This is a genomic window from Bifidobacterium pluvialisilvae, assembly GCF_019331695.1.
Taxonomy (GTDB): domain Bacteria; phylum Actinomycetota; class Actinomycetes; order Actinomycetales; family Bifidobacteriaceae; genus Galliscardovia; species Galliscardovia pluvialisilvae.
The window spans coordinates 279,470-298,119 of the sequence record NZ_JAHBBI010000003.1 but is presented as its reverse complement, the minus strand read 5'-3'; the positions used below and the strand labels follow the sequence as shown (position 1 = coordinate 298,119).

At 61.6% G+C, this 18,650-nt stretch carries 17 protein-coding genes and 1 tRNA gene; 5 read left to right on the top strand and 13 right to left on the bottom strand.

The features are described from left to right. The first annotated feature begins 113 nt into the window (after positions 1-113). A complete protein-coding gene (locus KIH77_RS04145) occupies positions 114-809 on the top strand; it encodes a hypothetical protein (RefSeq protein ID WP_219099828.1) in 696 nt (231 codons plus the stop codon). A gap of 617 nt (positions 810-1,426) precedes the next feature. Here KIH77_RS04145 and KIH77_RS04140 read toward each other — a convergent pair. Beyond that, on the bottom strand, positions 1,427-2,005 hold the full coding sequence (locus KIH77_RS04140; protein ID WP_219099827.1) for a nucleotidyltransferase family protein: 579 nt from the start codon (positions 2,003-2,005) through the stop codon (positions 1,427-1,429). Next, positions 2,005-2,457: a MerR family transcriptional regulator gene (locus KIH77_RS04135; protein ID WP_219099826.1), complete on the bottom strand. Its 453-nt coding sequence runs from the start codon at positions 2,455-2,457 to the stop codon at positions 2,005-2,007. The genes KIH77_RS04140 and KIH77_RS04135 overlap by 1 nt, the downstream gene beginning before the upstream one ends. A gap of 145 nt (positions 2,458-2,602) precedes the next feature. Between KIH77_RS04135 and KIH77_RS04130 the strand changes: the two genes are divergently transcribed. Together KIH77_RS04130 and KIH77_RS04125 are read left to right on the top strand one after the other, a co-directional pair. Beyond that, entirely contained in the window at positions 2,603-3,463 is an 861-nt protein-coding gene (locus KIH77_RS04130; RefSeq protein WP_219099825.1) for an aldo/keto reductase, read from the top strand. Between the two features lie 238 nt (positions 3,464-3,701). Further along, a complete protein-coding gene (locus tag KIH77_RS04125) occupies positions 3,702-3,962 on the top strand; it encodes a type II toxin-antitoxin system RelB/DinJ family antitoxin (RefSeq protein WP_219099824.1) in 261 nt (86 codons plus the stop codon). 108 nt (positions 3,963-4,070) lie between these two features. Here KIH77_RS04125 and KIH77_RS04120 read toward each other — a convergent pair whose 3' ends face one another. The 6 genes from KIH77_RS04120 to KIH77_RS04095 all read right to left on the bottom strand — a co-directional run bounded on the left by KIH77_RS04120 (position 4,071) and on the right by KIH77_RS04095 (position 10,074). Next, a complete protein-coding gene (locus KIH77_RS04120; RefSeq protein ID WP_219099823.1) occupies positions 4,071-4,700 on the bottom strand; it encodes a cytochrome C oxidase subunit IV in 630 nt (209 codons plus the stop codon). Beyond that, on the bottom strand, positions 4,697-5,125 hold the full coding sequence (locus tag KIH77_RS10425) for a hypothetical protein (protein WP_236024449.1): 429 nt from the start codon (positions 5,123-5,125) through the stop codon (positions 4,697-4,699). Before KIH77_RS10425 ends, KIH77_RS04120 begins: the two co-directional genes overlap by 4 nt. 302 nt (positions 5,126-5,427) lie before the next feature. Continuing rightward, a complete protein-coding gene (locus KIH77_RS04110) occupies positions 5,428-6,090 on the bottom strand; it encodes an ATP-binding cassette domain-containing protein (RefSeq protein ID WP_219099821.1) in 663 nt (220 codons plus the stop codon). A gap of 421 nt (positions 6,091-6,511) precedes the next feature. Further along, on the bottom strand, positions 6,512-7,822 hold the full coding sequence (locus tag KIH77_RS04105) for an ABC transporter permease (protein ID WP_219099820.1): 1,311 nt from the start codon (positions 7,820-7,822) through the stop codon (positions 6,512-6,514). Then, a complete protein-coding gene (locus KIH77_RS04100) occupies positions 7,809-9,080 on the bottom strand; it encodes an ABC transporter permease (RefSeq protein WP_219099819.1) in 1,272 nt (423 codons plus the stop codon). Before KIH77_RS04100 ends, KIH77_RS04105 begins: the two co-directional genes overlap by 14 nt. 13 nt (positions 9,081-9,093) lie before the next feature. Beyond that, positions 9,094-10,074 carry an ABC transporter ATP-binding protein gene (locus tag KIH77_RS04095; protein WP_219099818.1) on the bottom strand — a complete coding sequence of 327 codons (981 nt, stop codon included), beginning with the start codon at positions 10,072-10,074 and terminating at the stop codon, positions 9,094-9,096. A gap of 272 nt (positions 10,075-10,346) precedes the next feature. Between KIH77_RS04095 and KIH77_RS04090 the strand changes: the two genes are divergently transcribed. Both KIH77_RS04090 and KIH77_RS04085 read left to right on the top strand, forming a co-directional pair. Further along, on the top strand, positions 10,347-11,570 hold the full coding sequence (locus KIH77_RS04090) for a sensor histidine kinase (RefSeq protein ID WP_219099817.1): 1,224 nt from the start codon (positions 10,347-10,349) through the stop codon (positions 11,568-11,570). Positions 11,571-11,640: 70 nt separating this feature from the next. Further along, positions 11,641-12,300 (top strand): response regulator transcription factor, encoded by a 660-nt coding sequence (locus tag KIH77_RS04085; protein ID WP_219099816.1) that lies wholly within the window; start codon positions 11,641-11,643, stop codon positions 12,298-12,300. A 63-nt stretch (positions 12,301-12,363) separates the two neighbouring features. On the opposite strand, the gene KIH77_RS04080 is transcribed toward KIH77_RS04085, so the two are convergent. From KIH77_RS04080 to pyk, 5 genes are all read right to left on the bottom strand, one after another. Further along, positions 12,364-13,260, bottom strand: a complete 897-nt coding sequence (locus KIH77_RS04080; RefSeq protein ID WP_219099815.1) for a Nif3-like dinuclear metal center hexameric protein — start codon at positions 13,258-13,260, stop codon at positions 12,364-12,366. Between the two features lie 25 nt (positions 13,261-13,285). Beyond that, positions 13,286-16,144, bottom strand: coding sequence for a DNA polymerase I (polA, locus tag KIH77_RS04075; protein WP_219099814.1), 2,859 nt, complete (start codon positions 16,142-16,144; stop codon positions 13,286-13,288). Positions 16,145-16,174: 30 nt separating this feature from the next. Further along, entirely contained in the window at positions 16,175-16,777 is a 603-nt protein-coding gene (locus KIH77_RS04070) for an ANTAR domain-containing response regulator (RefSeq protein ID WP_109136476.1), read from the bottom strand. Between the two features lie 62 nt (positions 16,778-16,839). Then, a tRNA-Leu gene (locus KIH77_RS04065) sits at positions 16,840-16,913 on the bottom strand. A gap of 128 nt (positions 16,914-17,041) precedes the next feature. After that, positions 17,042-18,484: a pyruvate kinase gene (pyk, locus tag KIH77_RS04060; protein ID WP_219099813.1), complete on the bottom strand. Its 1,443-nt coding sequence runs from the start codon at positions 18,482-18,484 to the stop codon at positions 17,042-17,044. Positions 18,485-18,650 lie beyond the last annotated feature (166 nt).

Below are 18,650 nucleotides of genomic sequence, written 5' to 3'. Positions count from 1 at the left end.
GAACAAGCCAACCCGAAAAGTCAAGCACCCCGCCGGATTAACACCCAAAACGTTAATCACACCCCGACACGCAAGACCGGAGAACACCTCACCACGGATTTAAGACCCACGTTTTGACCCTTAACCCTCAGTTAAAAAAAGAAGGTCATGACCTCCTCAAACTCAATGAAAAAACTCAAAAACTAACTAATCCAATAAGCAATAAGCTGGATATTGGTGTCTCAATTCCAGACGAAGAACTCACGAAAGTTCTGACTTTCCTAACAGACTTTGCCAAGAAAGATCGGTACTTCAACTTTGTTTCGTTAGATAAGAATGGTGCCGCGGATCCTGTCGCCCGATGGTACAGGCTCGTTCTTCAGCGGCATGGGCAGCCTTCGCTTACACAGACACAACGGGATATTTTGGCCAAAGCTCGAATGCAAGACAACCAACCGCACAGTTTGTATAACATTCATCATTTTGATGAATGTGGTAACAGCCTTGAGTCCAACGAGCATTGCTGGAATGCCATCTTTCAATCGGAACATATTCAGAGAGAAGGCACTTTGGTTCTTTTCAAAATCGCAAAGGCTGCTACGAGTCAACTGTGTTCATATTCCAATCTTTATGATCCAAAAACACAATCGGAGATTAATAGCTCATCTAACCACCCGAGATCATGGGAAGAACTTGAGCAGGCGATGAGTAAACCACAGCCTTTGCAATTGCCTTATTATGAAGATTTTTTCACAGAATTCCATCAGTCGGAAGAGGACTATTGGCATTCTGTCAATGAGCAACAGCAGGCTCGTTACATCTCCGAGTAGAATTCAGACATGGCTCTGGTGAGGAAAATATGAAACCATATGCAGATGATTTCAGTCGTTAATCTTTTTCACATTGAAACTCTGATAGGCGGTTCAAACCTACATGAGTGTTGGCGCACATTACGAGGCCAACTTAATCGGCTCTGAGCATCTGCAGAAATGACACTCCACGAGGTCTCATAACGTCTGCCCTTGCTCATATCGACAGCTGTTCAGAGAGCATTCATATGCGCGGTGAGGACGTTCTTGTCAGTACCGCAACACGCCAAGCGTGTCATACTACTCAGACCGTCTGGGACGCTAGCAATATGCTAGCGATGACCGTCAGGGTTGGCCAATCACACTCGGTTCGACAAAGAAACCCAAATGTTGAAAACGGCGAAACTCCAACGCTAATCGGCCGGGCCAAAACTGTTTGTTTTAGCCAAATTAAAACCGGAAGGTATAGGATATCGTGGGTTCAAATCCCGCTGACCCGACCACTGAGCCCTACCCCCGCTTGGGATGTAGGGCTTTGTCGTTTCTCGTGCAGGCATTGGTCTCGCAACGATGCGTGACGCCGGTCGCAAACCTCGCACTTGGAATCGGCCCCAAAACCGTGGCCCCAAAGCTGTGGTCTATAGTCGTACGGTCAAATCAGGCCAACGTTCGAGCCACCGTTTCTCCCGAATGCGGCGTTCGACCAATTCGCGGGGCACGGTTGAGCCATTGACCGTCACCGGACGAACCACCAGTCCAAGCAGGTCGGCGGAACCATGGCAGTAGAGGAATGACAGCCGACCGTCCTCGCGCAGCGTCACCGCCACGGCGGTGGCGGTCTCCGTCCAGTGGGCGATGCCCTCGGCCGCGGACCGGAATGGTGCCGCACCGTCCTTCACATGCATGCGGGCCTGATTACGAATCTCCCATCGAGCGAATGGAAAACGTTCGTTCGCACGGTCACTCAAATCCCAATCCGTTTCAGCAGCCGCGTCAGAGGTCCGAAAGTACACCAGATCGACATCGCGCGGCCGAATCGGCTCATTGCCTTCCAACGAATCCCAGACGCGATTGCGTAGGAAGCCCGCGCCGATCCACCAGTCGGGCAGGTTCAGCGACCGTGCTGCCGCAAGCACACGCATCATCCAGTCATCGGCGGCGACCAGCCGCTCGATCTCCAACTCCGACCCGGGGAACCGTTGCAGAAGCAATGTCATCACCGGCCTTGCTTGGACAAATCTGGGCTATGTTCGACTGGCCCGTCTTCCGTGAGCGCGGCGGACGGGATAAGCACGCTCACGTATGGGGTCGCTCCGGATAGGACGTTGTCATAGAACCGTTGTTTGGCATCGATAAAGTCGATGGAATCTTGGATTTCTGCGAGCCGTTCGACCAGCTTCGCCCGCTTGTCGGCAAGCATCCGCTTGCGCTCGGGGATGCTCGGCTCCCCTACGACGCACAGTTCGGTGTATCGGCGCATTTCCTCGATGCCCATACCGCAACGACGCAGGCAGAGCAGGCCGTTGATCCACGTGATATCGCGGTCATCGAAGATACGGCGGTTGTTGGCGTCTCGCTTGAGGTTCGGCACCAAGCCGGCGTTGCAGTAGAACTTGAGTGTCTCATAGGCGAGCCCGGTCGCTTCGCAGGCTTGTTTCATCGTGTACATCGATGCCTCTCCTTCTTGCCCTCCCATTATCCGGCAGCATCTACCGGTAGTTCCTACCGGCGTGTCGCGATTTGACCGGTAGCAGCTCCCGGAAAATATGGTGGCAGCCATAACCCTGCTTACGATACGGAGAAAGGCAACAACCATGGAAACCATCACTCTGCGCAATGGCGTCGAAATGCCCAAGCTCGGCTACGGCGTCTTCCAGATCGCCAAGGACGAGACCGCCGGCTGCGTGGCCGATGCCATCGAGACCGGCTATCGGCACATCGACACCGCACAGTCCTACTTCAACGAGTCCGAGGTGGGCATCGGCATCAAGGCCAGCGGCATCGACCGCGGGGAACTGTTCGTCACCACCAAGGTCTGGCTGGAGCATTACGGCTATGAGCAGACGCTCAGGTCGGTCGAGGTCTCGTTGAAGAAGCTCAAAACCGATTATCTTGACCTGCTGCTGCTCCATCAGCCGTATTCCGACGTGCACGGCTCATGGCGCGCGCTCGAGAAGCTGTACAGGGACGGCGTGGTGCGCGCGATCGGCGTGAGCAACTTCACCCCGTACCGGCTCGCGGACCTGAGCGCGTTCAATGAGATCGCGCCGATGGTCAACCAAGTGGAGACCAATCCGTTCAACCAGCAGATCGACGCGCACGCCTATATGACCGAGCATGGCGTGGTGCAGGAGGCCTGGGCGCCGTTCGGCGAAGGAAAATCCGGCATGTTCACCAATCCGACGTTGGTCGCCATCGGCGAGCGCCATGGCAAATCGGCGGCCCAGGTGATTCTGCGCTGGCTCATGCAACGCGACATCGTGGCTCTGCCCAAGTCGACGCATAAGAAGCGCATGGAGCAGAACATCGACATCTTCGATTTCGCGCTGTCCGACGCGGATATGGCCGAGATCGCCGCGCTTGACACGAAGACCAGCCTGTTCTTCGACCATTCCTCACCGGAGGCAGTGGAGCGGCTGGCCCGGCTCGTGGAGGAACGCAAGGGACGCGAGTAGGGTGGCTTCGACACCCGCCATGTACCCCGGCGGCATCCGCCGGCCGTCCCGCTCGTCGTCCACTGGAGGGGTGATGCCGATGACCGGATGCCGAGGATCATGGATGGCGGGTCGTTGACGGACGCCCGTGAACGCAACATGGGCGAGCACGTCGTCTCTTCCGGTTGGCCACGTTAGGATTGAAGCCAAATGTGTTACAATGTTCATACATTAGCTTGTTCAATGATTGAGGTGCGTGATGGCGGATACGACGACAATCACTTTCAGAACGGATTCTCAGGTCAAGCAGCGGGCAAAGGAACTGTACGAGTCGATGGGATTGGATCTGTCGACCGCGTTGAACATGTTCCTGCGCCAGTCGCTCGTGGATGACGGCATGCCGTTCCGCGCCACGCGGGAGAATCCCCTGAACATGGAGGCGCGCCGTCAGACCGACGCCCACGAGGGAGCGACGTTCTCGTCGGCGGACGACTTGATGAAGGATCTGATGGATGCTTAAATCGGTCTTCCGCACCACGCAGTTCAAGAAGGATTTTATGGGCAAACGATGGGATATTATTCCTCATGCCTCTGCATAGAACCTCCGTCCACATCGATTGAAACGCAATCAGACACGTTTCACCACTGCCTTGAGCAGCAGCCATGCGCTTATCGCGGCAATGGCGACACCGGCCGGCATCACATAACCAGCATATCCCGCCCCGCTCAACATCCATGTGGTCGGTATGGCGGCGTACAGCATCGGCGCTTTCTCGAACATGCCGGAGCTGACCGTAAGGCCGGCGATGATGAAGAAACCGACAATGCTCCAAGCGATAACGGGACTGGCCCAGAGTCGCAGAACGAAGCAAGCCAGAGAAAGAACGACGGCGGTGAATGCCAGCATTCCAACGAAACGCAAGGAAAGCGGCCGCTTATTGACGACGAATCCGATGGCAAATCCATACAGCAAAGTCAGACAAACGTTGACCGCGGCGCCGAGCGCCAGCGACTTCACGGTAAAACGAAGCAGGAGCCGGTCGTGGATGCTGAAGGAACGATATGAGCAGGGCACCCTTGCATGGGAGGAAGCAAGGCCGGCCGTGGCTATGGGAAGCGCCATCACCATCGCAGTCTGCGCCACCGCGCCCGTGTTCCCGTACCGCAGAAAGAACAGCGGAAGAACAAGCACGGCCATGAAAGCCAGTGTCGACCGGCGAATCAACGCCACACGCCCAATACACAATAGGGATTTCATTTCTTTTCCGCTCCTTTGCAACGGAACCAGCTCAGCAGAACATAGGTGGCCAAGAGCATCACGATCGGGACGACGACCATCACAGGACCGACGGGCGGTCGGTTCGCCGCTTCCGCCGGCGACATCACGGTGCCGTTGAGGTTCAATCCGACGATCCGTAGCGCATTGGCAACATATGGCGTCGCGTAATCGGGAAGGTCGCCCGGCAAGATAATCCATATATAAAGAAGGATGCCCGAGATGATTCCGGCGGCCTCGGGATTGGCGACGAGCTCGATTATCGAATAGATCAGGGCAATCGAAAGGCTGTGCAGAGCGACAAAACACAGGACGGCGGCCAGATGCGCGTGCATTTCGGAGCCCGTCAGCATCATGATGGCGTCGAAGCACAATACGCTCAGCAGATTCACTGCGGCCAGGGTCAAAGCCCTGAACATGGTTCTGAGCGAACGTGGTCTCCATGCGAAATACAGTCGTGGAGGCAAGCCTCCGTGATGCGCCTTCGAGACCCTGTCATCGCACATAAAGAGCAGTGTAAGACAAATCAGAGGCTGAGTGCCGGTGAACAGGAAGCTGTACCCTCCGGTGATCGGGGTTCCGTTCGCCGCGCTTGAAATCCAAGCCCCCAATAGAAGGGACGATACGGATCCGACCACCGCGGCGAGGAAATACCGTGCATTCCAGTAATAGGTGACCAACGCGCGAACGGGAGAAACGGCGCTCAACTTTACCTCCCGTGATCGTAATAGAGATCCGCGAGGTTCACCCCGGTCAGATCCGGAATCTGCACGGCCCGACCATGACGGATCATGATGCCTTCGTCCGGGACTCCCTGAATCTCATGGAGCAGATGCGTGGAAATCACCACACAGTTCCCCTTATCCCGATAGGCGCGAAGCGTTTCGGACAAGGAGGTTATGCCATCGGGGTCCAATCCGTTCTGCGGCTCGTCAAGGAACAGGAACCTCGGATGCGGCAACAGGGCGAGGCACAGTTCCAGACGTTCCTTCATACCCGTCGAATAGTCCTTCGCCTTCCGCCCATGCGCCGCAGGGTTGATGCCCACGCCATCCAGCGCCGACTCCGGGTCCACATCCAGCCCCCAGAACGCACAGGTCACCTCAACATTCTGCCGGCCACTCAGATAGGGGAAAAAACTCGGGTGGTCTATCGCCGCGGACATCTTATCAATACTCGTCTGGGTGTAGGTGACATCCCCGCTCACGGGCTTTATCCGCCCGAGGAGCGTCTTCATCAGCGTGGTCTTTCCCGCGCCATTCGGCCCGAGCAGACAGATGATCCTGCCCGTTCTCAAATGCAGGTTGATGTTGCTGACGATCGGGGAACCCTTGTACCCAATCGAGAGATCGGTCGTGGATATGACTGGCATGGCCCACCTTTCGAGAAAGGCGGTCCCGGAGGCGAAAGCCAAAAGTACTTTGCCTTCAGAACCGCACACTGCAACGACGCTGCCGTTCCCTTGCATCGAAGAGGAATACTATGGCCATACGGTATTCCCGACCGTGTGGAATCTCCATCGGTCAGAAGGATGAATGCGCCTCTCATCCTTGAGGATGAGGGATTCGTATTCGGCCATCGATCGCATCCCGATGGGCGGACTTGATGTCATCGTCGTCTCCCTCGCCAGGGCGATGATCGTATGGACGACCATGCGCATCGAACGACGGATGCGTCCCCTCCTCACGGCCCGGCCTGCGGCTTCCGGTTTCCTTGTAGTAACCGGCACCCGCTCCGTAGAATCGTTGCCAACCGCGAGCGACATGCCCCCGGTCGCATCCCGGCCGCATTCGTCAAAGTGCGGGGCGGGATCGGCGGATGCGGCCAACGGCCAGGCCGACGCAGACGAACGCCACGCCGAACAGGGCGACCATGCCGACGCCACCCAGCCACGCTCCGGCGGAGACGCCGGTCTCGGAGGCCGTGCCGACGCCAAGCGCGTCGTCGACCGCCGTGCAATACCACCAACCGGGCAGCAGTTTGGCGAGTGCGAGCACCGGCATGGGCATCATGCTCAGCGGCACCGACAGACCCGAGGTGAACAGGATGGCCAGTCCGAGGATGTTGGCGACCCCGTTGGCCGCCACTTCGGAGGCGCCGCATTCGCTGAGCAGGAATCCGAAGGCGACGGTGATGAGCGAGTACACGCAGGTGGCGCAGAACGTCATCACGAGGCCGTCGGCGGGAACGCGCTCGATGTCAAGACCTGCGGCCGCCATGAGCGCGAACGCGACGGCGAGATACCCCACGCACACCAGGAGCGCGAAACCGCACAGCGTGGTGGTCCGTTGCAGTCCCATGACGGCCATGCGCTGCGGTGAGGATATCAGCCGTCGTCGCACCTCGCCGGTGACGAAGGTTCCGAGCACGATAGACGAGCAGATGCTCATGGCGAGGAAGAGCGGATACACCGCCGTCTTCATCATAGTGCCGAATCCGTTCAGGGCCGCGTCCGTGGCGTCGGCGGCTGCGGTGTGGTCCGCGTCCGTCACCCGTATCGCGGGGTTCGCGTCCTTGTCCCGTGCGACCGCGACCGCCCGGTCCACCGCTTCGTCGAGATCCTGCATGCCGGGCGCGCGTGTGGATCCCGCGGCGGATCCGACCAGTGCGGTGCGTGTATTGCCGAGGAATCCGTTGACGGTCATGCCGGCCATCGTTCCGGCGCCGGATGTGTAGCTGGTCACCGTCTCCACGTCAGGCCGGTCGGCCGACGACGCCACGGACCGACCCGACTGGCCGGCGGCCGCGTCGTCAAGCATCCCTCGCGCGAACCCGTCGGGAATGATGACGATCAGGTCGGTCCAGTTCGAGGCGACCGCCTGCTGCAGCGACTCGGGGTCGTCGGGGATGTCCGTCAACGTGCTCGACGCGGCGAGATACTCGCGCATGCCGTCCGCGATGCCGCCGCGGTTGGCGTCCCGGTCCACCACGGCCACGGTCGGCCGTTCGGGCTCGTATGTGGTCGCCGCGTTGGCGGATGCGGCGTTGGAGGACAGCATCGACCAGCTCATGGAAAACACCAGGATGCCGATGAGCACCAGATAGATGACGACGTACAGTTTGTGCGCGGAAAGAATACGCAGGGTGGCCTTACAGGTGTTCATAGCGTTGCCTCCTGAGCACGGCCATGCCGACCGCGAGGAACACCGCGCTCATGACGAGCAGCGTGACGCAGGTGCGGATGAACGGGCCGTAGCCGTCGTAGTACATGAGCGAATAGAACAGGTCGACGACCTGCTGTGCGGGATTGATGGTGCCGAGCACGGGTGCGTTGCGGGCGATCCAGTCGCTCAATTGCATGGCGAAACCGCCGTACAGGCCGGTGAACATCGACAGCGTGCAGCTGATGGCGCTGACGAGCGCGCTTTTCACGTCGGCCGACAGTCGGGGAACCGCACCGAGCAGTGTGCCGGCCGAACTGGCCATGAACGATGCCGCAGCGACCGCGAGCACGGCGGCCGGTTCACGTCCGCCGATGCCGACGTCGCAGACGTAGCGGATGTAGACGAGCGCGATGAGCAGCGCGACGAACGAGCACAGCCAGCAGGCCAGGAAGCCTGCCAGCAGCTGCGCCGCCCGTCCCAGCGGGGCGACCGTGCGCCGTATGCCCAATGCGGACAGGTTCGCCTGCACCATGCTCACCGCGTTGGTCGCGTACGACATCGCCATGAGGCAGGCCATGCCCAGCAGGGCGTAATAATACCGGGCCATCGCGTCCGGTTTGAAGTTCGTGAGCGTGGTCTCGCGGGTCATGTTCGCGCTGTTGCCGACGGCGTTCCAGAACTGCCGGCTTGTGGTCGCCTTCGGGTTGTCCTGAAGCGTTTGGCGGGTCATGGCGTCGGTGCGGTTGTACATGTCGACGACCGTGCTCAGCGCGGATATGGAGATGCCCGATTCCGACTCGCCCGTTCCCGCGCGGGATGCGGAGGCGGCCTCCCGGCTGAGGGTGAGGACGAGCCGTCCGCCGCCGTCCGCCGACAGGTAGCCTTTCGCCGTGCCGTCGGCGAGAAGCCTCATGGCCTTGCGCGTGGAGTCGGTTTCGGTCACGGTCAGGAGACGTCGCCCGTCGGCCGGATCGTTCGCCGTGTCGGCTTCATCACGGCCTTCGTCGTTCCTGGCGGTGTCGCCCGTAGCGCCATTACCGTTCAACGCGTTGACCAGTGATTGTGCGCCGACGGCCTTGCTCCAGTTCGCGTCGGCGACGACAGCCATCGGCACCGGCTTGACCTTATAGCCGTCCTCAAGGTTGCCGAACACGCCGTTGAACAGGGTGGACAGGATGATCGGAAACAGCAGCAGCCAGAACAGCGCGATCCGGTTGCGCAGGTTCACCTTCATGATGGTGAGGAACGTGGTCCGCATGATTCACCCCCGTCTAGTCTCTGAGCGCCTTGCCGGTGAGCTCGAGGAACACGTCGTTCAGCGTGGGCGGACGGCTCGTCAGACGGCCGACGTTGACGTTCGCCGAACGCAGCACGGCGAGCAGGTCCACGAGATTATGCTCGCCACGACGGCAGCGCATGTCGAGTTCGCGCCCGTCGTACGCGGCTTCGATGACGAACGGCAACGCCCGCAGACGCTCAATCGTCTCCTCGGTCAGATCGAGCGTCTCCGCACTGATGCGCTCCCCCGCGTCGATCATGTTCTTGAGCTCGTCCGCCGTACCAAGCGCCAGATGCCTGCCATGGTCCATGATGAGGATCCGGTCGCAGATCTGCTCGACCTCCTCCATGTAGTGGCTCGTGTAGATCACGGTCGAACCGTTCCCGTTGAGCCGCTGGATGCCTTCAAGTATCGCGTTGCGGCTCTGCGGGTCCACGGCCACGGTCGGCTCGTCGAAGAAGATGAGGTCGGGCTTGTGGGCGATGCCGCACGCGATGTTGAGCCGCCGCAACAGACCGCCCGACAGTTTGCCTGGACGATAGTCGCGGAACTCCCCCAATCCCACGAAGTCGATGGCCTCCTCGACCAGTGGCTCCCGTTCGGCTCTGCGCGGCACATACAGCGAACAGAAGTAGTCGATGTTCTCCCGGACCGTCAGCTCGTTGAACACGGCCACGTTCTGCGGCACGATGCCGATACGTCGTTTGAGCGCATAGTTCGTGGGCGTCATCGGCTGGCCGAATACGCGAATCGTGCCGGCGTCGTAGGTGAGCAGCGCGAGTATGCATCCGATGGCCGTGGTCTTGCCCGACCCGTTCGGGCCAAGCAGACCGAAGATCTCACCCTCGTGCACATCAAGGTCGAAATAGTCCAATGCAAGCAGGTCCCCGTAGCGTTTGACGAGCCCATGCACCATCACCGCCTCGGACGTCCCACACGGGCCTTGCATTGCCGACGTCGGTTCCGATGCCATTGCCTGCGAGGTCCTTGTCATCATTGCGTCACTATCCATGACCGTTCCCCTTTCCTCCCGCGAATACGTTGGTTCCGTTGGTTCCATCATGCGTCTGTGGAACATCATCCGCCACAGGCGAATGTCATGACTTGGCCGGGCACGCGATGACATTTGTCATGAATGATCCGCCCCGGTCATCCGACGCATTGCCGTCCCGGATTCCCGATACGGGACACGAGATGACGTCGTCTGCGATAGGCTGGACGACAGAAACATCACGAAGGACTGACATGCGATTGATAACCGGCAAGGGACTGCTGCTCGCACTCGGCATGACGCTGGCCATCGCGACGCATGATTCCGCTGCCGGCGTCGGCGTGGACGCGACGCTCGTGGCGGGCCTGCTTGCGGCGGTGTCCGTCTCGGGACTAGTCGAATGGCTGATGGGATCCCGACATGCATGGATCGTCGTCGACGCATATGCGTTGGCGGCGCTTGTCATCCCATCCTGGGCCGCGTTTCTGCCCGTCGTGGCCTTCGACACGGCCCGCGTGCCCGTCCCCCGCACCGGCACGGCCTCATCCGGGACTCCATCGGACGCCGGTCCCGCAATCGCCGGGATGTTGGCGCGATGGGCATGGATCGTGCCGGCCTGCGCGGCGCCGATACGGATGCATGACGCCATCGCAGTGAACGTCACGCTCACAATCGCGGCGATGACGGGCTTCGCCTTCGGCGCATGCGCCGCGGCCGCGTCCCGGGCACATAGCGAGCTGCTCGTCCTCAAGGACCATGCCCGCGCATCCTCCCGGTCGGCACGGACACGACTCGCCGACCTTACCGAGGAACGCGACCGTTCGGTACGTATGGCCACACTCGCCGAACGCACGCGCATCGCCCGCGAGATCCACGACAACGTCGGCCATCTGCTCACCCGAGCCATCATGCAGACGCAGGCCGGCAAGGCCGTGGCCGACGCGACCGGCGACGCCGTCGCCTCCCGGGGATTCGCCGACGTGGGCGGAACGTTGGACGACGCCATGACCATGGTCAGACGCTCCGTACACGATCTGGAGGACGACGGCACCGACTTCACCGCCCGCATCACCGACGCGGCGCAATCGTTCGACGCGGCCGCGCCGGGCTTCACAGTGGCCCTCGCCAACGGCATCGCATCAGCCCCGGCGCCGGTGGCACGATGCTTCGCCACGGTCATCCGCGAGGCGCTCGCCAACGTCGTCCATCACAGCGACGCACGCGAGGCCACCGTCACCCTGCGTGATTTTCCGGCGTTCTGGCAGCTTGTCATCCTAGACGATGGTCCCGCGAAAACGCATGGGACGATGACGGATGCTCCGAAGACGGACGTCGAAGGCCTTCCCCGCGGCATGGGCATAGCGGACATCGAGGCGCGTGTGCGGGCGCTCGACGGCACCGCGGTATGCGGACCATACGACGGCGGATGGCGCGTGTTCGTCTCCGTGCCGAAGGCGCAATGGCGCAGCAGGGCATGACATGGCGTGCGCGTGAACCGACGACAAGACCGATAATGAGAGAAGAAGACACAGGGAAGGGAACGGCATCATGAGAATCGCCATCGTGGACGACGATCCGATTGTCTGCCAATCGCTGGCCACCATCCTCACCGCCACCGGCACGGCGGACGTATTATGGACCGCCAACGACGGCGACGCGGCCTTGGCCGACTACTTCCGCGAGCCGGCGAACCACCCGGACATCCTGCTCATCGACATCCAGATGCCGGGACGCGACGGCATCGCCGCGGCACGTGAGATACTGCGACGCGACCCGGCCGCACGCATCCTGTTCCTCACCACGTTCGCGGACCGGTCATACATCGAGCAGGCCATGGGACTCGGCGCCAAAGGGTATCTCATCAAGCAGGACGTCACCGCCGTGGCCCCCGCGCTTCACGCGGTCATGGCCGGGCAGGTGGTGCTTGGCTCCGATGTGATCGGCAAACTCACCGGCGCCGGCACCGGCGCCGCGGACGACACGTCATCGGCAGTCCCCGACGAATTCTCCGATCTCAACGACCGTGACCGGGCGATTGCCTCCTTGGTGGCCGAGGGGCTTGACAACCGTCAGATCGCCGCCCGCGTGTTCCTTGGCGAAGGCACCGTACGCAACCGCGTCAGCGCGATCCTCGAACGGACGGGGCTGACGAACCGCACTCAGCTCGCCGTGCATTGGCTCAAAGCGTCCGGAGCGGCGAAACGGTGAGGGCAGGCCTGCTCCCAATGCATCATGACGCATTGGTGACGCATCATGGCAATCGTCCGGCGTTCAGCCCATGCGGAACGTCCAGGGATCCGTATTGGTCTGCGACAATTCCACGGGAATCGTCACGCCGAGCCGGTTCGCGATGGCGTCCCGCACATCGCCGACGAGATAATGGAACAGCGAGCGTTCGATGGCCGAATGCGGGGTGTTGATCAGGGCGGGACGAGGTGTGGCGTCGCCATGGCCGACGGCGAATCCTTGTGCGCGCAGACGCGTCTCATATTTCGCCTGCTGCCAGGCGTCGGTGGCCGGATGATGTCGCAGGTCGCTGGTGATGTACACGTCGGCGCCGCTGGCACGGACCTCGTCGAACAGCGAATCGCCGGAGCCGGGCAGCGTGGCCACGAGCCGTACCGGTTCGTCCGGGTCGCCGGCCACCTGGATGCCCAAGGAGGTTTCGGGAAGGAGCCGTGCCACACGCGTCGCCAGTTCACGCAGCGTCGTCGGCTCAGGCAATGAGCCCACACGGCCCAATCCCACCGAGAATTCACTGCGGTCGTCATGAATGGGGACCAATGGCCGCTGGTCGACGAGTCCGAGACGGTCGGCGAACGCGTGGGCGGTGCCGCGGTGCGCGGAGTCCGCGTTCGTATGGCCCACCCATAACGCGCAATGGTGTTCGACGAGCCGATTGACGATATCGCCGCGGAAGCCCAGTCCGGACACCTCATGCACCGAACGGAAGAACAGCGGATGATGGGTGATGAGCAGGCTGGCGCCATGGGCGATCGCCTCGTCCACGATTTCGGAGGTGGGATCGACCGCGCAGTAGATGCGGCTCACCGACCAGGCGGGATCGCCCACGATGAGCCCGGGCTCATCCCACTCCTCCGCGTACCGCAGGGGATACAGCGTCTCCAGCACGTTCACGATCTGGTACAGGCTTGGTTCTTCGGCCATGTCGGGCTCCTTCCGTTCAGTGCGCTCAGTGCGCGGCAAGCTGCCAGTCGTCGCCGATGCCGGTGGAGACGTCGAGCGGCACGTCGAGGCTCACCGCATGCTCCATGGCGTCGCTGATGAGCGACGTGGCCTGTTCGGACTCGCCGGGGGCTATTTCCAGCACGAGTTCGTCATGAATCTGCAGGATGATGCGGCTGCGCATGTCGTGTTCGCGCAGCTCCGCATCCGCCTTGATCATGGCGAGCTTCATGATGTCGGCCGCGGTCCCCTGAATCGGCGCGTTGAGTGCGGCGCGCTCGGCGGCGTCGCGGACCCTTCGGCTGCCGGACCTGAGACCCGGGAAGTATCGGCGCCGGCCGAACAGCGTCTCCGTGTAGCCGTTGCTGCGCGCCTGGGACACCAGCCCCTCGAGGTATTCGTGCACCTTGCCGAATGTGGCGAAATACTTGTCCTTGAGCACATCGGCCTCGGCCGGCGATATCTTCAACTGCTGTGCCAGGCCGTAGGTGCTCAGGCCGTACGCGAGTCCGTAGCTCATCGCCTTGACGTGGGAGCGCTGGTCACCGGTGATCTCGTCCATCGGGATGCCGTAGACGAGCGACGCCACATACCGGTGGAAGTCGGCGCCCGAGCGGAACGCCTCGATCAGGGCCTCATCGCCGGAGCAATGCGCCATGATGCGCAACTCCACCTGCGAATAGTCGCAGCTCATCAGCGACACAAAACCCTCCCCCGGCACGAACGCGCTGCGGATCTCACGTCCGGCGGCATTGCGGTTGGGAATGTTCTGCAGGTTGGGTGCGGCGGAGCTCAGCCTGCCGGTGGCGGCGACGGTCTGTTCGAACGTGGTGTGGATGCGTCCGTCGTCATGGTTGACCTCGTCGAGCAGGCTCTGCACGATCTGCTTGAGCTTGTTGGTCTCTCGATGCCGCAGCAACGCCACGAGGAACGTGGACGCCCGTTCGTTGTTCACGTTGCGGATGGCCATCTCCTGCAAGGCCGCGGCGTCGGTGGTGTATCCGCCGGATTTGGTCTTGCGGGTGCCACGCAGTCCCATGTCGTCGAACAGCACGGACTGCAGCTGCTTCGGACTTTGCAGGTTGATCTGCCTTCCCGCCGCCTGCCAGGCCTGCTCCTGGGCCTCGCGGGCCTCAGTGGCGAAGCGGTCGCGCATGCCGGTCAGCCTTTCCTCATCGACCGCCGCCCCCGTCGATTCCATGCCGGCAAGGACCTGGGAGACGGGAATCTCCATGGTGTGCAGCAGCGAATACTGCTCGCGCCGTACGGTCATGGGCACGAGATGGCGTGTCAGTTCAACGACGTATGCGCCCCTCCGCGCGCGGATGTCGGCCTCCGTCCTGCCCGGCTCCGGGGAGTCCCCGGCATCGTCGAACGACAGCTCCCCCTGGACGGGCTGATTCGATTCGTCGGGAACGATGTCCAGAAAATGCGTCGCGGCGGCATCCAGAGAATCGGGATGATAGTCCGATTCGACCAGATAGCCCGCAAGCTGCGTATCGAACCAGGGATGTGGAACGTCGATGCCGATGGATGCGAGAAGATGGTGCTGCTCCTTATAGCCATGCATGGCGAGCGAGCCGGAATGGGATTCGAGCAATGAGACGAGTGCCTCACGGCAGGTCTGCGCCTGTTCACGGTCCAGGATGACGGCATGGTTGTCCGGTGAGACGAGGACCAGCGAGGTCAGATGGCTGGTGCCAAGCCGTGTCGACCCATCGGCGAGCATCGTCCAGAAGGATTCGGCGGTCCCCGTGGGGTCGGCGATGTCGCCGGCAGCGGTCGGGGCCGTGCCCGGCGCGATGCGGCCAGCAATGTGCTCCGTCGCCCAAGCCCGGAACCCGGTCATGATGGATGCGTCGCCATCCGAAGGCAGCACATCGATCTGTGGCTCCGCGATGTCCGCGCCATCGGTGTCGTTCCCGTCGTCATGATCCGTCTCCGTGATGCCTTCAGGGAACGCCTTGAGCACACGGGACTTGGTTCGCGGACCGAACTCGAGTCTGGCGAACAGCTTGTCGACGGCGGTGAGATTCGGCGGGGAGAGCACGAGCTCGTCAATCTCCACACCGAGGTCGAGATCCCGGACCAGCGCATTGACCTGCCGGTTCAGCTTCACCTGCTCGATATGCTCGCGCAGGGCCTCGCCCTTCTTGCCCTTGATCTCGTCCGCATGGTCGATGATGCCATCCAGGGAGCCGAACTGGTTGAGCCATTTCGCGGCGAATCCGTCGCCTACACCGGGAACACCGGGGATGTTGTCCGCGGTCTCGCCCCGCAATGCGGCCAGATCGGGGTACTGCCGCGGAGACACCTTGTACTTCTCCTCGACGGCCTGGGGCGTCATATGCTTGAGGTCCTTGAAATGATGCCCGGGATAGAGCACGGTGATGGAATCATCGATCAGCTGGAACGCGTCACGGTCTCCGGACAGGACCAATGTGTCGAAACCGGCCCGCTCCCCCATCGTCGCCAGCGTGCCGATGACGTCGTCGCCCTCGTACCCCGGCTTTTCAATATAGGTGACGCCCAGTGCCTTGAGCATGTCCTGGATGACGGGCAGCTGCTCGAGCAGGTCCTCCGGGGCAGCGTCGCGCGTGCCCTTGTACTGCGGCAGCAGCTCGTTGCGGAACGTGCCCCCCTTGACGTCGAACGCCACCGCAACGTGCGTGGGATGCTCGTCGAGGATGACCCTCGACAGCATGTTGGCGAAACCCCACACCGCATTGGTGGCGAGACCAGACTCCGTGCTGAAGTTGTCGACGGGCAGCGCGAAATAGGCGCGGAACGCCAGCGAATGGCCATCGACGACGAGCAGTCTCCTGTCTGCCGTCGCCGTACTCGTCTCCTGCGAGGACAGAACCATGAGACTCCTTTTTCGGTGTCGTTCTTCTTGTTATCCCTGAACCTGTTCGATGACCGCGTCGGCCACTTCCTGCATGGTAAGACGACGATCCATGGACGTCTTCTGAATCCAGCGGAACGCCTCGGATTCGGTGAGGCCCATGTTCTCCATAAGCAGGCCCTTGGCCCGGTCCACACGCTTACGGGCCTCGAAACGGGCCTTCATATCGGAAACCTCGTCACGCAGAGCATTCATCTGGTCGAAACGGCTGATGGCCACCTCGAGCGCGGGGAACAGCTTTTCGGGGACGAACGGCTTGACCACATAGGCCATGGCGCCAGCGTCGGCGGCCTTTTCGACAAGATTCTGCTGCGAGAACGCGGTCAGCATGACGACCGGAGCCAGATTCTCCTCCGCGATCTCCTTGGCGGCGGTGATGCCGTCCTTGCCGGGCATCTTCACATCCATGACGACGACGTCGGGGACGAGTTCCTTGACCAGGTCGACGGCTTCCTGACCGCTGGCGGCCTCGCCGACCACGTCGTATCCGGCTCCACGAAGGGACTCGACGATATCAAGACGAATAAGGGCCTCATCCTCCGCTACGACTACGGTACGGCCCTTGGAATCGTCAACCATCTCATCAACGTCCATGTCTGCCATTTCCGCCCCTTTCAGTTATAATCAGCGAAATTGCTTCCTTGCTTATCAGCCAGTGCCCCGGGTGGGACTCGAACCCACACTGTACAGATTTTGAGGCTGTCTCCTCTACCAATTGGGATACCGGGGCATTACTCATGGGATGTTACACTACTTTGTTTCGCTTGACAAACAAAAGGGTTGGTCTGCGTGTTCAGTGTCGCGCAGCCCAACCCTTTCGTTCGTTCGGAATGCCGTTACCGAATCATCGACGGCGCATCAGGCCTTGTGGCCGACGGTGTGCACGTAGATGGAGTCGGTGCTGCCCGGCTTGTGGTCGCCCTGGGAGCAGCTGAGCACGACGATGCGGTCGCCGTCCTCGACCTTGCCGGCAGCCTTCAGCGTGGCGTCAGTGAGGGCCATGACCTCCTTGCGGGTCATGTCGTGGTAGTCCTTGTCGAGCAGGAACGCCTCGGTGCCCCAGCTCAGGGCCAGCCAGTGGTAGGTGTGCTCGTTGGCGGTCAGCGCGTAGATCGGGGCGGCCGGACGCTCGCGGGAGACGCGGTGCACGGTGTCGCCGGTCTGCGTGAAGGCGACGATGGCCTTGGCGTTGAGCTTGTCGGCCAGGTCCACGGCGGCGGAGGAGACGGCGCCGGACTTGGACATGTCAAGGTTCTTGAGCGCCGGGATGCGGTCGAAGCCATGGGAGGTGGCGTAGCCGGAGATGCGGGCCATGGTGGAGACGGTCTCGGTCGGGTACTCGCCGACGGCGGTCTCGTTGGAGGTCATGGTGGCGTCGGCGCCGTCAAGCACGGCGTTGGCGCAGTCGGAGGCCTCGGCGCGGGACGGGACCGGGGAGTGGACCATGGAGCCCAGGACCTCGGTGGCCACGATGACGGGCTTGGCGTACTTGCGGGCCAGCTCGATGATGCGCTTGGTGGCCAGCGGGACCTCTTCCAGCGGGCACTCGACGGCCATGTCGCCACGGGCGGCCATGATGCCGTCGAAGGCCTTGACGATGTCCTCGAGGTTCTCCAGAGCCTGCGGCTTCTCGATCTTGGCGACGATCGGGATGCGACGGCCTTCCTCGTCCATGATCTCGTGGGCGCGGTCGATGTCGGTGGCGAAGCGCACGAAGGACATGGCGATGATGTCGGCGCCGGTGCGGATGGCCCAGCGCAGGTCGGCCTCGTCCTTCTCGGTCAGCGCCGGCAGGCTCACGGCCACGCCCGGCAGGTTGATGCCCTTGTGGGAGGAGACCGGTCCGGCCACGACGACCTTGGTGTGAACGTTGTTGCCCTCGACCTTGGTGACCTCGAGACGGACCTTGCCGTCATCGATCAGGATCGGGTCACCGGGGTGGCAGTCGCCCGGCAGTCCCTTGAACGTGGTGGAGGTGATGTGCTCGTCGCCCTCGATGTCGTCGGTGGTGATGACGAACTCCTGGCCCTCCTTGAGGATGACCTTGTCTTCGCCTTCAGCGTTCTTCTTAAACCAGCCGCAACGAATCTTCGGGCCCTGCAGATCAACCAGGGCGGCGACATTGCGACCAACGGTCTTGCCGGCCTCGCGGAGGTTGTTGTAGACCTTCAGATGATCCTCGGGCGTGCCATGGGAGCGGTTCAGACGAGCGACGTCCATGCCCGCCTCGACGAGCTTGGTAATGTTCTCGAGAGACTCGGTGGCGGGTCCGATGGTATCTACGATCTTGGCTTTACGCATATTGCCTGCCTATTCCTTCTAGACGGACGGGGATCAGGGAACGTCCCCGCTGTTGCCATGGATTAGCTTACTAGCTGTTCACGACCTGACCGATAACCGCGGCGGCGTGTTGCATGAACGCCGGGTAACGTCCCGATGCGCACCGCGCCGCGCGTCCGTTCAGGGC

Excerpts from the sequence above, each read along its gene's own strand:
- KIH77_RS04140 (WP_219099827.1), bottom strand. The coding sequence starts at position 2,005 with ATGACATTGCTTCTGCAACGGTTCCCCGGGTCGGAGTTGGAGATCGAG.
- KIH77_RS04135 (WP_219099826.1), bottom strand. The coding sequence starts at position 2,457 with ATGTACACGATGAAACAAGCCTGCGAAGCGACCGGGCTCGCCTATGAG.
- KIH77_RS04130 (WP_219099825.1), top strand. The coding sequence starts at position 2,603 with ATGGAAACCATCACTCTGCGCAATGGCGTCGAAATGCCCAAGCTCGGC.
- KIH77_RS04125 (WP_219099824.1), top strand. The coding sequence starts at position 3,702 with ATGGCGGATACGACGACAATCACTTTCAGAACGGATTCTCAGGTCAAG.
- KIH77_RS04120 (WP_219099823.1), bottom strand. The coding sequence starts at position 4,700 with ATGAAATCCCTATTGTGTATTGGGCGTGTGGCGTTGATTCGCCGGTCG.
- KIH77_RS04110 (WP_219099821.1), bottom strand. The coding sequence starts at position 6,090 with ATGCCAGTCATATCCACGACCGATCTCTCGATTGGGTACAAGGGTTCC.
- KIH77_RS04105 (WP_219099820.1), bottom strand. The coding sequence starts at position 7,822 with ATGAACACCTGTAAGGCCACCCTGCGTATTCTTTCCGCGCACAAACTG.
- KIH77_RS04100 (WP_219099819.1), bottom strand. The coding sequence starts at position 9,080 with ATGCGGACCACGTTCCTCACCATCATGAAGGTGAACCTGCGCAACCGG.
- KIH77_RS04095 (WP_219099818.1), bottom strand. The coding sequence starts at position 10,074 with ATGGCATCGGAACCGACGTCGGCAATGCAAGGCCCGTGTGGGACGTCC.
- KIH77_RS04090 (WP_219099817.1), top strand. The coding sequence starts at position 10,347 with ATGCGATTGATAACCGGCAAGGGACTGCTGCTCGCACTCGGCATGACG.
- KIH77_RS04085 (WP_219099816.1), top strand. The coding sequence starts at position 11,641 with ATGAGAATCGCCATCGTGGACGACGATCCGATTGTCTGCCAATCGCTG.
- KIH77_RS04080 (WP_219099815.1), bottom strand. The coding sequence starts at position 13,260 with ATGGCCGAAGAACCAAGCCTGTACCAGATCGTGAACGTGCTGGAGACG.
- polA (WP_219099814.1), bottom strand. The coding sequence starts at position 16,144 with ATGGTTCTGTCCTCGCAGGAGACGAGTACGGCGACGGCAGACAGGAGA.
- KIH77_RS04070 (WP_109136476.1), bottom strand. The coding sequence starts at position 16,777 with ATGGACGTTGATGAGATGGTTGACGATTCCAAGGGCCGTACCGTAGTC.
- pyk (WP_219099813.1), bottom strand. The coding sequence starts at position 18,484 with ATGCGTAAAGCCAAGATCGTAGATACCATCGGACCCGCCACCGAGTCT.